The 12,604-nt window shown below is 71.6% G+C and carries 9 protein-coding genes; 7 read left to right on the plus strand and 2 right to left on the minus strand.

What is annotated here, in order from left to right:
• Window positions 1–9 precede the first annotated feature (9 nt).
• Entirely contained in the window at window positions 10–1,317 is a 1,308-nt protein-coding gene (locus tag EDF28_RS12145; RefSeq protein ID WP_123938483.1) for a sugar ABC transporter substrate-binding protein, read from the minus strand.
• A 4-nt stretch (window positions 1,318–1,321) separates the two neighbouring features.
• The gene (locus EDF28_RS12150; RefSeq protein ID WP_123938484.1) at window positions 1,322–3,319 is read right to left on the minus strand and encodes a glycoside hydrolase family 127 protein; all 1,998 of its coding nucleotides are present in this window, start codon (window positions 3,317–3,319) and stop codon (window positions 1,322–1,324) included.
• A gap of 173 nt (window positions 3,320–3,492) precedes the next feature.
• Between EDF28_RS12150 and EDF28_RS12155 the strand changes: the two genes are divergently transcribed.
• The 7 genes from EDF28_RS12155 (at window position 3,493) to EDF28_RS19690 (ending at window position 12,414) form a co-directional block, all read left to right on the plus strand.
• Window positions 3,493–4,506 (plus strand): LacI family DNA-binding transcriptional regulator, encoded by a 1,014-nt coding sequence (locus EDF28_RS12155; RefSeq protein WP_123938485.1) that lies wholly within the window; start codon window positions 3,493–3,495, stop codon window positions 4,504–4,506.
• 640 nt (window positions 4,507–5,146) lie between these two features.
• Window positions 5,147–6,838 (plus strand): xylulokinase, encoded by a 1,692-nt coding sequence (locus tag EDF28_RS12160; protein WP_123938486.1) that lies wholly within the window; start codon window positions 5,147–5,149, stop codon window positions 6,836–6,838.
• Window positions 6,835–7,593: an L-ribulose-5-phosphate 4-epimerase gene (locus tag EDF28_RS12165; RefSeq protein WP_260154935.1), complete on the plus strand. Its 759-nt coding sequence runs from the start codon at window positions 6,835–6,837 to the stop codon at window positions 7,591–7,593. Before EDF28_RS12160 ends, EDF28_RS12165 begins: the two co-directional genes overlap by 4 nt.
• Entirely contained in the window at window positions 7,590–9,134 is a 1,545-nt protein-coding gene (gene araA, locus EDF28_RS12170) for an L-arabinose isomerase (protein ID WP_185094230.1), read from the plus strand. The genes EDF28_RS12165 and araA overlap by 4 nt, the downstream gene beginning before the upstream one ends.
• A 26-nt stretch (window positions 9,135–9,160) precedes the next feature.
• Window positions 9,161–10,426, plus strand: a complete 1,266-nt coding sequence (locus tag EDF28_RS12175) for a D-arabinono-1,4-lactone oxidase (RefSeq protein ID WP_311394740.1) — start codon at window positions 9,161–9,163, stop codon at window positions 10,424–10,426.
• A gap of 88 nt (window positions 10,427–10,514) precedes the next feature.
• Window positions 10,515–10,979 (plus strand): DUF2510 domain-containing protein, encoded by a 465-nt coding sequence (locus EDF28_RS12180; protein ID WP_123938488.1) that lies wholly within the window; start codon window positions 10,515–10,517, stop codon window positions 10,977–10,979.
• 505 nt (window positions 10,980–11,484) lie between these two features.
• Window positions 11,485–12,414 (plus strand): cation-transporting ATPase, encoded by a 930-nt coding sequence (locus EDF28_RS19690; protein ID WP_123938489.1) that lies wholly within the window; start codon window positions 11,485–11,487, stop codon window positions 12,412–12,414.
• Window positions 12,415–12,604 lie beyond the last annotated feature (190 nt).

Raw genomic sequence — 12,604 nt, forward strand, 5'->3', positions numbered from 1 at the left:
GAGCGACGGTCAGGCCTGGACCTGGCCGAGGATGCGGGTGTAGTCCGCCTGCGCCGTCTTCATCGCGGCAGCGGTGCCCGAGCCGAACACGGCCTCGCGGAACATCGCGAAGTACGGTGACGACGGCTGGTTGTTGAGCAGGTTGTACGCCAGGGTCTGTGGCGCGTAGCCCTTGTCGATGGCGTCGAGCGGGCCGAACGCCAACGGGAACCGCTTCCGGTACTCGGGCGTCGCGGCGTCGGATCGGGTGGGGAAGTACCCGCCGTCGGGCAGGGCCTGCTGTTGCTGCAGGCCGTTCGCGTACTGCATGAACGCCCAGCCCCCGGACGGGTTCGCCGCCCCGTTCGGGATGCACATGTTGTCGCCGCCGTCGAAGAACGACCGCTGGCCGTCCCACGACGGGATGAGCACCGTCTGCATCTTCGCCCGCATCGCCTTGGTGGCCGCGGGCACGGTGGCGCCGTACGAGGTCGGGAAGATCCCGACCTTGCCGGCCCGGAAGTCCGCGCCCCACGTGGTGCCGGCATCCGAGTAGGTCGCCTTCGACAGCGCGCCGTCCTTCCAGAGCTGCCGGTAGAACTCGAGCATCCGTTCCAGCGCTTCGTTGCCGGTGATGTTCGCCGTCTGCTTGCCGACCTCGCCGGACATCATGTCGACGCCGGTCGCCCAGACGTGCGGCTGGGTGACGAAGCCGATGATGCCGGCGGCGTTGCCGGAGATCGACCACCCGTAGACGTCGTCGTCGAGCTTCCGGATGGCCTTCGCCGCGTCGAGCAGCGTGGAGAGGTCCTTCGTCGACTCCTCGACGTCGAGCCCGGCCCGGTCGAACAGCTCGGTGTTGACGAACAGCTGCGAGTTGTCCGCCAGGTAGGGCAGCCCGTAGTACCGGTCGCGGTACTCGAGCAGCCGCAGGTGACCCGGCGAGATCGCGTCGAAGTAGTCGAGGCCCTTGACGACGTCGGTCAGGTCGGCGAACGCCTCACGGAAGATGAACAGCTGCGAGTTGATGTCGTCGATGTCCACGACGTCCGGCGGCTCACCACCGCGGATGGCCGTCGCGAGCTTCGTCACGTACTGCCCGTCCGGCACCGGGGTCAGCTCGACCTGCAGCTTCGGATTCGCCTTGTTGAACCCGGCCACGGCCGAGGTCAGCCCGGCCTGGGTCGCGGACCGGCACCAGACGTGCACGGTGCCGGTCGCGTCCTTCCCGAAGCTCGCCACCTTCGCGTCGACCTTGGGCAGGGTGCCGGAGCACCCCGCCAGGGCGAGTGCTGCGCCGCCGGCGACACCGCCGACCAGGAACGCTCTGCGGTCCATCACGTCACCGCGCCAGCGGGAGCCACACGCGCATCGGCGCCGCGCCCCGGTTCGCCCAGGCGTAGTAGGGAACCGCGGTCGCGGTGACGGCCGGGAGGTCCGTGGTGGCGCCCTGCGAGCCGGCCGCGTCGTCGACGCTGGTCGCGTCCACGGCGTGATCCGCGCCTCCAGACCGGGTCGCGTCCAGCCGCTGGTACGGCCACGATGCCTGCTCGTGTCCGGCCGGGGCGTGTCCGGGCACGCGCAGCGTGACGATGCCGTCGAGCAGGTCGTCGCGACGTTCCTCGGTGATCGGTGCGACCGCGTCGACCGTCAGGTCGTCGACCGTGAAGCCCTGCTGGTCCGCCTGCTCCACGGCGTACACGAGGGGGCCGCGCTCGATGGCGACCTGACCGCGGGCGGCGTCGATGCGGGTGTCGGCCACGTACCGGTGCGGCGTCGTGTCGAAGACGAGCTCGACCGTGTCCCCGGCCGTCCAGTGCCGGTCGACGACGTGCAGCGTGCCCGGCTCCGGGTGCGCTGCGCCGTCCGGTCCCTGCACCGTCGTCGTGTCCGACCAGACCGGGATCCGCAGGCCGAGGGCGAGCGGGCCGTCCTCGGTGACCGTGACGACCACGCGGCCGTCGTGCGGGTACCCGGTCTCGACCGACACCGGCCCGAGGTCCGCCGTCGCGTACTGGTGGATCTGCAGGCCGCCGTCGGTCGCGGTGGCCAGGTAGCCGTCCAGGCTCGCGAACGTGCGCATGATGTTCGGCGGGCAGCAGGCGCAGTCGAACCAGCCTCGGCGCCCGTGAGCGGGGGAGCGGTTCTCGTCCTGGTGCGCGTGGTCCCGCTGCTGCAGGGGGTTCACGTAGAAGTACTCGGTGCCCGCCAGGCTCACGCCGGCCAGGAACGCGTTGTACAGCAGGCGCTCGATCGCGTCGGCGTAGACCGGCTTGCCGGTGGCGAGCAGCAGGCGCCACGCCCACTGCACACCGCCGATGGCCGCGCAGGTCTCGGCGTAGCCACGGTCGGTCGGCAGCTCGTAGGGGTCGCCGAACGCCTCCCAGTCCCAGCGCGCCCCGAGGCCGCCGGTGATGAACGCCTTCGTCGCCATCATGTCGGCGAACTGCCGCTCGCTCGCGGCCAGCAGCTCGGTGTCGCCGGTCTCGATCGCGACGTCGACGGCGCCGGCTGCCAGGTACACGGCGCGGACGGCGTGGCCCTCGACGGTCGTGGCCTGTCGGCTCGGCACCCGGTCGGAGAAGTACGTCGGCTCACCGCCGGCGCGCTCGATGATGCCCGTGCCGCGGGCGTCGACGAACCAGTGCGCCAGGTCGAGGTACTCACGGTTGGCGGTCTCGCGGTACAGCTCGACGAGGCCCATCTCGACGACGGGGTGGCCGTCGACGTCGCGGGTCTTCGGCGTGCCGTCCGGGGCGGTGCCGTCGCCGAACGTGCGGACCAGGTGGTCGGCGTTCTTGATCGCGACCTCGAGCAGGCCGGTGTCGCCCGTCGCACGGTGCTGCGCCACGGCCGCTTGGTACAGGTGGCCGGCGCAGTACATCTCGTGGCTCCACTTGAGGTCCGTGTACCGCTCGCCCTTCCCCCGGATCTGCTGCACGGAGTCGAGGTAGCCGTCGTCGGCCTGCGCCTGGGCGTACAGGGCGGTGACCTCGCGCTGCAGTTCGAGCAGGTCCTCGGACGGGGCGCGGCCGTACTCCCACGCCACCGCCTCGAGCCACTTCGTCACGTCCGAGTCCATGAAGATCGGGCCGGTGGCCTCGCCCTCCTCGAGCCCGGCGGCGATGCGCAGGTTCCGGAAGTTGCCGGCGGTCTCGAGCAGGGCGTACCCGCCGCGGACCGCGTCACGGCCGTTGCGCTCCTGCCGGAGTGCCCAGAAGCCGCCGGTGATCCGGGCGTCGCCCGTCGGCAGGGGCCGGAGCGTGAGGTGCGCGCCGGCGGTCGGGAGGACCGGGGTCGCGGTGTGCGCACGGCTGTCGGTCGCGAGCGTGGTGGTCATGTCGCCTCCTTGCGATGTGACTGGGACCGTCCCGGTGTCTGCCGTCGGTGCAGCGTTTCGGAAAACGGTTTCTGCGGTGGACAGTACGACACCGACCTGGTGTGCGCAAGAGTTGTGGCCGTTTTTCTGCGTATGCTCATCCTCACGTCCCGCGATCCGGAAAGGAACTTGCCGTGACCCTCGAGCGCACCGGTGCCGACCGCAGCACGCAGCCCGTCCGGATCACCGACGTCGCCGCGCTCGCCGGGGTGTCGATCGGCACGGCGTCGAAGGCGCTCAACGGCACCGGACAGCTCCGCGACTCCACGCGGGCACGGGTCAAGGACGCCGCCGAGAAGCTCGGGTTCGTCGGCGACGCCCGGGCCCGTGCGCTGTCCTCCGGTCGGACCTACACGGTCGGCATGATCACCACCGACTCCTTCGGTCGGTTCTCGATCCCCGTGCTCCTCGGTGCCGAGGACGCCCTGTCCGCCGGGCAGATGGCGGTCCTGCTCTGCGACACCCGCGACGACCATGTCCGCGAGGCCCACTACCTCCGCTCCCTCGCAGCCCGCGGCGTCGACGGGATCATCGTGACCGGACGGTCCGCCGACCCGCGACCGCCGATCGACGTGGCGATCCCGGTCGTGTACGCGTTCACGCCGTCGACCTCGGCCGATGACGTGTCGATCACCCTCGACGACTCCGCCGGGTCCGCGCTCGTCGCCTCGCACGTGCTGACGCTCGGGCGGCAGCGGGTCGCCGTCGTCACCGGGCCCGCGCGGCACCGTTCCGCCGAACGTCGCGTGGCGGGAGCGGCCTCCGTGCTCGGGTCACGACTGGTCACGCCGCCGCTGTTCGGCGAGTGGTCGGAGCGGTGGGGGCGCCAGGCCGTCGACGTGCTCGCGCGGCAGTCGCCCGACGTCGACGCGATCGTGTGCGGCAGCGATCAGATCGCCCGCGGCGTGTGCGATCGGCTGCGGGAGCTCGGGCGATCGGTCCCCGAGGACGTCGCCGTCACCGGGTACGACGACTGGGACGTGATGGCGCTCGCCTCGAGGCCGCCGCTGACGACGGTGGACCTGCGGCTCGAGGAGCTCGGGCGCGTGGCCGGGCAGGCGTTGCTCGGTCTGATCGACGGCGGTGCGGCGGCCTCGGCGACGGTCACCCCGTCCCTCGTCATCCGCGAGAGCACCGCCGGCGCGTAGGGCGGTCGTGGTCCGTGGTCCGTGCCCCGTGCCGGGTGCCGGTGCCGGTTTCCGGTTCGCGTTGCGGTCGGCCCTGAGCGGTCACAACACCCCGTCCTCCGTGCCCGAGTGGTCACGAACCGGCGCTCGGCGCGCCTCCAGCTGACAGTTCGTGACCGCGCGATGGGGAAGCAACGAGGTGTCGTGACCGTACCGGGCGCCGCCGTTCGGAGTGGCACGGTTCGGCGAGCCGGCATGCGCGGGTGTGGGGCGGCGGGTGGTCTGGACGTGCGCGGGTGTGGGGCGGTGGGTGGTCGGGACGTGCGCGGCCGCGGGGCGGTGAGTGGTCGGGACGTGCGCGGGTGCAGGGCGGTGGGTGGTCGGGACGTGCGCGGGTGTGGGGCGCCAGCGGGTCGCACGTCGTCGTCGCCCTCGTTCGTCGCGCGGTCACGACTTGTCGTGCGTAGGACGTCGACCGGTCAGGAACAGTCGGCTGCAGTTGCTCGGGACGACGGTTCGTGACCGGCCGGGGGAACTGAGCGGGGTGTCTCGACCGGTGGGGCAGGCGTGAGCGGGCGGCGCGCCCGGACGTTGCGAGAGTGAGCGCTCACGTGCCAGGATGTGAGCGCTCACGGAGGACGACGGAGTTCTGGAGGAACGCATGGGCGACGAACCCACCCAGCAGGTCGCGAACGGCCGCACGACACTCGGGATCGAGCTCGGCTCCACCCGCATCAAGGCATGCCTGGTGGACGAGGACCTCGTGCCCATCGCCGCCGGCTCCCACGAGTGGGAGAACGAGTTCGTCGACGGCCGCTGGACCTACTCGCTCGACGCCGTCGAGACCGGTCTCCGAGCCGCGTACGCCGCGCTCGTCGCCGACGTCGAAGCGCAGTTCGGCGTGCGTCCGACCACCTTCCGCGCGGTCGGCGTGAGCGCGATGATGCACGGCTACCTGGCGTTCGACGCCGCGGGCGACCTGCTCGTGCCGTTCCGGACTTGGCGGAACACCTCGACCGGGCCCGCAGCCGAACAGCTCAGCGAGGCACTGTCGTTCAACATCCCGCTCCGCTGGTCGATCGCACACCTGTACCAGGCGGTCCTCGACGAGGAACCGCACGTGGCCGAGGTCGCGGGCATCACGACGCTCGCGGGCTACGTGCACCGACGACTCACCGGACGGAACGTGCTCGGCGTCGGGGATGCCTCCGGTGTGTTCCCGATCGAGGGCGGCCCCGTCGACAGCGGCCCAGGAGACCCGGGCGCGAAGGACTTCGACCATGCGATGCTCGCCACCGCGCAGGACCTGATCGGTGTGCCGGACCTGCGGTCCCTGCTGCCCGAGGTCCTCGTCGCCGGTGCCGAAGCCGGTGAGCTGACCCCCGAGGGCGCCGCGTGGCTCGACCCCACCGGCACGCTCGAACCCGGCGCGCCGCTCTGTCCGCCCGAGGGCGACGCCGGCACCGGCATGGTCGCGACGAACGCCGTCGCACCCCGCACCGGCAACGTCAGCGTCGGCACGAGCATCTTCGCGATGGTGGTCCTCGAGCACCCGCTCAGCACCCCGCACGAGGAACTCGACGTCGTGACCACCCCGGCGGGCGACGCCGTGGCGATGGTGCACTGCAACAACGGCGCGAGCGAGATCGCGAGCTGGGCGAAGGTCTTCGGACGGTTCGCCGAAGCGGCCGGGCGGCCCCTCGACGTCGACACCGTCTACACGACCCTGCTCACCGAATCGATCGCGGACAGCACCGACCCCGACGCCGGCGGCCTGCTCTCGTTCAACTACCTGGCCGGCGAACCCGTCACCCACGTCGAGGACGGCCGGCCCCTGCTGCTCCGCACCCCCGACGCCCGCTTCACCCTGGGCAACCTGGTCCGCTCCGAGGTGCACGGCGCGTTCGCCACCCTGGCGATCGGCATGGACGTGCTGCACGGCGAGCAGGTGCAGGTCGACCGGATGACCGCGCACGGCGGGCTCTTCCGCACGCCCGGCGCCCCGCAGCGTCTGCTCGCCGCGGCACTGCGGGTGCCGATCGCCCTCGAGGAGACCGCGGGCGAGGGCGGAGCGTGGGGCATCGCCGTCCTGGCCGCCTACCTCGAGCACACCGACCAACAGCTCGCCGACTTCCTGTCGGACACCGTGTTCGGCGGGGACGCCGTGCACGTGGCCGAGCCCGAGCCGGCCGACGTCGACGGCTTCCAGACCTACCTGGGCCGCTACCGGGCCGCACTGCCCGTGCAGGACGTGGCGGCGGCGGCGACCCGCCCCAGCGCGACCACGCGCCCGACCGAGCAGACCGACGGCGCCGACCCGCGCCTCCCGGCAGAGCAGGAAGCGACCCGATGACCGACGCGACCCAGCAGGACGCGACCCAGCAGAACGCGACCCAGCACGCCGACGCGACCGACCCGACCACGCGCCAGGCAGTGGCGACCACCCGGGAACGCGTCGCCCGCCTGCACGGCGAACTCGTCCGCTACGGCCTGGTGATCTGGACCGGCGGCAACGTCTCCGAGCGTGTGCCCGGCACCGACCTGTTCGTCATCAAGCCGAGCGGTGTCTCGAGCGACGACCTGACCCCGGAGAACCAGGTCGTCTGCACCCTCGACGGCGAGCCGGCCGACGGTTGGGGCAACGCGCACGGGCCGTCCTCCGACACCGCCGCGCACGCCCACGTCTACCGGAACATGCCCGAGGTCGGCGGTGTCGTGCACACCCACTCGACGTACGCGACGGCGTGGGCCGCACGAGCGGAACCCATCCCGTGCGTGATCACCGCGATGGCCGACGAGTTCGGCGGGCCGATCCCGGTCGGCCCGTTCGCGATCATCGGCGACGACTCCATCGGCCACGGCATCGTCGAGACGCTGACCGGCCACCGATCCCGCGCGGTCCTCATGCAGAACCACGGCGTCTTCACCATCGGCAAGGACGCGAAGGACGCCGTCAAGGCCGCCGTGATGTGCGAGGACGTCGCCCGCACCGTGCACATCGCGAAACAGGGCGGGGACGTGGTCCCGATCGCGCAAGCAGACATCGATCGACTCTTCGATCGCTACCAGAACGTCTACGGACAGAACCCCGAAGGAGCCATGCGATGACGCAGGACACCCCGACGCACGACATCACCGTCGACCCCCAGGCCACGCTCGACGGCTACGAGGTCTGGTTCCTCACCGGCTCCCAGGGGCTGTACGGCGAGGAGACGCTGCGCCAGGTCGAGGAGCAGAGCAAGGCCGTGCACGCCGAACTGGCCGGCGCCCTGCCGGTCAAGCTCGTCTGGAAGCCGGTCCTGAAGGACGCCGACGGCATCCGCCGCGCCCTGATCGAGGCGAGCGCCGACGACAAGGTCATCGGCGTCACCACCTGGATGCACACCTTCAGCCCCGCGAAGATGTGGATCGGTGGCCTGCAGGCGCTGACAAAGCCGCTGCTGCACCTGCACACGCAGGCGAACGTCACCCTGCCGTGGGCGGACATCGACTTCGACTTCATGAACCTCAACCAGGCCGCGCACGGCGACCGTGAGTTCGGCTACGCGCTCGCACGCCTCGGTGTCCGACACGCCACCGCCGTCGGGCACGTCTCGGATCCCCGCGTCCAGCAGCGGGTGTCGAACTGGACCCGTGCCGCAGCCGGTGCCGCAGCAGTCCGTGAGCTGAAGCTCACCCGCTTCGGCGACAACATGCGCTACGTCGCCGTCACCGAGGGCGACAAGACCGAGGCCGAGATCGAGCTCGGCGTGCAGGTGAACACCTGGGCGGTGAACGAGCTGGCAGCGGCCGTGTCCGCCGCGTCGGACCAAGAGATCGACGCGCTCGTGGCGACCTACGAGCGCGACTACGACGTGGACCCGTCACTCCGCAGCGCCGGCGGCGAACGACACGCGGCGCTCCGCGACGGCGCCGCCATCGAGATCGGCCTCCGCACCCTGCTGGCGCAGAACGGCTCCGCCGCCTTCACGACCAACTTCGAGGACCTCGGCACGCTCAAGCAGCTGCCCGGCCTCGCGGTCCAGCGCCTGATGGCGGACGGCTACGGCTTCGGCGCCGAGGGCGACTGGAAGACGGCCGTCCTGGTCCGGGCGATGAACGTCGCCGGCGCCGGACTGCCCGGCGGTGCGAGCCTGATGGAGGACTACACCTACGACCTCACGCCCGGTGCTGAGAAGATCCTCGGTGCCCACATGCTCGAGGTCTCGCCCACGCTCACCACCACGAAGCCGACGCTGGAGATCCACCCGCTCGGCATCGGCGGCAAGGACGACCCGGTCCGCCTGGTCTTCACCGCCGACTCCGGCGAGGCCGTGGTGGTCGCGCTCTCCGACACCCGCGACGGCTTCCGCTTGACCGCGAACGTCGTCGACGTGGTGCCGCCGACCGAGGCCCTGCCGAAGCTCCCCGTCGGCCGTGCCGTCTGGGAGCCGCGCCCGTCGTTCCCCGTCGCCGCCGAGGCCTGGCTCACCGCCGGCGCCGCCCACCACACCGTGATGACGACAGCCGTCGGTCTGCAGGTGGTCGAGGACCTGGCGACCATGGTCGGCACCGAGTTCCTGGTCATCGACGAGCACACCACCGCCCGCGGCTTCCGCGACGAGCTGCGTCTCCAGCAGACGTGGCACCGTCTCGACCGCGGCTTCTGAGGGACGCGGACCGTACGATGAGCGACGTGATCGCAGAGCAGCGCACGCGGACGAACTGGGCGGGCAACGTCACCTACCGGGCGTCCGGTCTGGCGCGTCCTTCGTCGGTGGCCGCGTTGCAGGAACTGGTCGCGTCGACCCCGCGCCTGACGGCGCTCGGCTCACGGCACTCCTTCAACACGATCGCCGACACCGACGCCGTGCAGGTGTCGTTGCAGGACCTGCCACCGGTGCTCGACATCGACACGTCGCGTCGTGTGGTCCGCGTGGCCGCCGGCATGACGCACAGTCAGGTCGCGGCCGGTCTGGAGGCCCGTGGCTGGGCACTCGGGAACCTCGCGTCCCTGCCGCACATCTCCACGGCCGGGGCCGTCGCCACGGGCACGCACGGCTCCGGCGTCCGCAACCCGTCGCTCGCGCAGGCGGTGGTCGGGCTCGACGTCGTCCGCGCTTCCGGCGCGATCGAGCACGTCGATGTGTCCTCGCCGGACGCGGCCCTCGACGCCCACCGGGTGGCCATCGGTGCGCTCGGTGTCGTCACCACGGTGGAGCTCGCGATCGAGCCGACGTTCGAGGTCGCCACGACGGTGCACCTCGACCTGCCGTGGGACGCCGTCTCCGAGCACTTCGACCAGGTCATGTCCGACGCCTACTCGGTGTCGATGTTCACCTCGTTCGACGACCGCGGTGCCCGGCAGGTCTGGGTGAAGCACCGCGTGGACGAGCCCTCGCCCACCGTCGACCTCGTCGCCCTCGGAGCGCGGCCCGCCACCGGCCCCGTGCACCCGGGGGAGAACGACCCCGCCGGCGTCACCGAGCAGGGCGGCGTCCCCGGGCCGTGGGCCGAGCGGCTGCCGCACTTCCGGTCCTCGTTCACGCCGTCGACCGGTGCCGAGATCCAGGCCGAGTACTTGATCCCGGCAGCGTCGGCAGGGTCCGCGCTCGAGGCCCTCCGTCCGCTCGAGTCGGTGTTCGCGCCGATCCTCATCGCCGCCGAGATCCGTACGATCGCGCCCGACACCGCCTGGCTCGCGCCGTCGTCCGGTCGGCAGTCGGTCGGCATCCACTTCACGTTCCGCCGGGATGCCGCTGCGGTGGCGGCCGCAGTGACGCGGATCGAGGAAGCGCTCGCGCCCTTCGACCCGCGGCCGCACTGGGGCAAGGTGTCCGGCGTGAGCGTCGAGCGCCTGCACGAGGCGTACCCGCGGCTGTCGGACTTCGCTGCGGTCGCCCGCGACGTCGACCCCACGGGCCGGTTCCGCAACGCGTACCTGGCGCGCGTCCTGTCCTGACGGGGCGTGCCGCGTGGCACCACGACTGGGGCGTGCGCGTGACGACACCGGTTCCGTAGCCTCCTCGGAGGCAACGGAGGGGAGCACAGTGACGCTGCCGATCGCCGGGTGGTACCCGGACCCGCAAGACTCGAACCGCACACGGTGGTGGGACGGAGCACGTTGGGGAGCACTCGCACCCCAGCCTGCTGTAGCTGTCCCCGCGCCACAGTGGGAGCCGGCACCGCGTCCGCCCGCGCCGTCGGAGTACCGCGCGGCCGTCACCGAGCAACCGCTCCGAGGGCGGAAGGCCCGGATCGCCAAGGACCGGGCGACCCGTGCAGCGAATCCGTTCGGGTACGCCGGGCTGGTCCTCGCGCTGCTCGGGTTCATCGTCAACGTGTTCGCGATCCCCGGGATCCTGGGGATCGTCTTCGGCGCGATCGGTCTGGCACGCGCCGGGCAGCTCACCGGGCAACGGATCACCGGGTTCGGAGTATCACTCGCAGCGGTCATCCTCGGGTTGGCGGCGTCGGCTGCCTTCGTCGTGCGAGCGGCACAGCTGCTCGCGTGACGACAGGTGTCCCGCACCGTTGAGCGCGATGCGGGACACCCGGGTCCTCAGTCCCTGCGGGACAGGTCGATCAGGAGCCTGACCACGGTCACGAGCAAGCTCGCGATCCCCAGCCAGGGCACCCGACGCCTGGACCGATCATCGGTGTCGTTCGACATCGGTGACCTCCTGGTGTCGTCGCCGGCTGACACGAGGAGCTTCGACCAAGGGATGCGTCGCCGAGCGTGCTCGGCTACCATCGGTTCCGAGCGTTGGACTCGGGATGGTTGGTTCATCCCTTGGCTTTCCACTCGGAAGGCAAATCGAAGCCCGGAACTGTTGTCGCAGTCCCGGGCTTCGTGCTTTCGCCCGGATCGCGCTCCGGCGGTGGCGCGACCGGGTCAAGCCTACGACGAACTGTCCGGTGACATTCCGGTCGTTGCTCACAGCGGTTTCCCGCCGGATGTGCGGGCGACCCGCCGGTTCGTCGCTGGGAGCGCACATGTGCATCCACAAAGGTCGGGGGATGGCGAACTTCAACCGCATCCTCGGCATGGCCTCGAAGGTCATCGACAAGCAGCTCCAGAAGCGTGGGCAGGGGGACGGTGCGCCCGGCAACGGAGCGCAGCGCGCTGGCGGGACCGACTGGCGTGACGTCGTCCGCGGTGCAGCGGACCGGCTGACGGGCGACGACCGGAGCCAGCAGCAGCGGCCGCAGCAGCAGTACGGCCAGCCGCAGCAGCAGCAGTACGGCCAGCAGCAGTACGGGCAGGCGCCCCAGCAGCAGTACGGCCAGCAGCAGTACGGGCAGCCGCAGCAGCACGGCCCGGCCGACTCGGACAAGGTCGCCCTGGCGAAGTACGACTACCTGCTCCGCACCTCGTCACCGGACCAGCTCGAGCAGGTCCACCACGACGCCTTCGCCCGCCTCACCCCGGCGCAGCGGCAGCAGGTGCGCAACCGCCTGAACTCCGAACTCCCGCCGCACGAGCACCTGCGCGACGACTCGGCGGGCGGCATGGCGCGCGCGATGACCCGCGGCGAGGTCCGCCGTCCGGGCCTGATCCGCCGCGTCCTCGGCGGCTCGAGCAACGGCAACGGCAACGGCAACGGCCGCGGGCGTGGTGGCGCCTTCGCCGGCGGTGCCGCGGTCGGCGCCGGCGCGATGGTGCTCGGCGGCATCGGTGTCGCGGTCGCCGGGGGAGCGGTGCTGAGCGCCGCCGCCGGGCCCGTGCTGGCCGAGGCCGCGAACCTCGGCGTCGACTTCGACGGCATCGCCTCCGGCATCGGCGACCTCGGACTGGCCGACCTCGGGGCCGACCTCGGCGGCGGCTTCGAGGGGATCGCGGGCGAGGGTGAGCAGCTCCTCGGCGGCCTCGGTGAGCAGGCGTCGGGCCTCGGCGAGCAGGCCTCGAACCTGGGCAACGACTTCCTCGGGGGCCTGTTCGACCGCTGACCCACGCCCCTCGGGTGGACTCGGTGCAGATCCATCGGGAATAGACGGACGTCGCGCGGCACTTGGATTGTTTCGTCGTGCGACGTCTGTCGCACGTGTGATTCGGACGGGCGACCGCCGCGGTGTCAGGATGGACGCCGCCCGGCGACCCGGTCCGTGCAACCACAGCGGCTGCAGCACGGTCGCCACC

The organism is Curtobacterium sp. PhB137 (assembly GCF_003814955.1).
Classification (GTDB): Bacteria; Actinomycetota; Actinomycetes; order Actinomycetales; family Microbacteriaceae; genus Curtobacterium.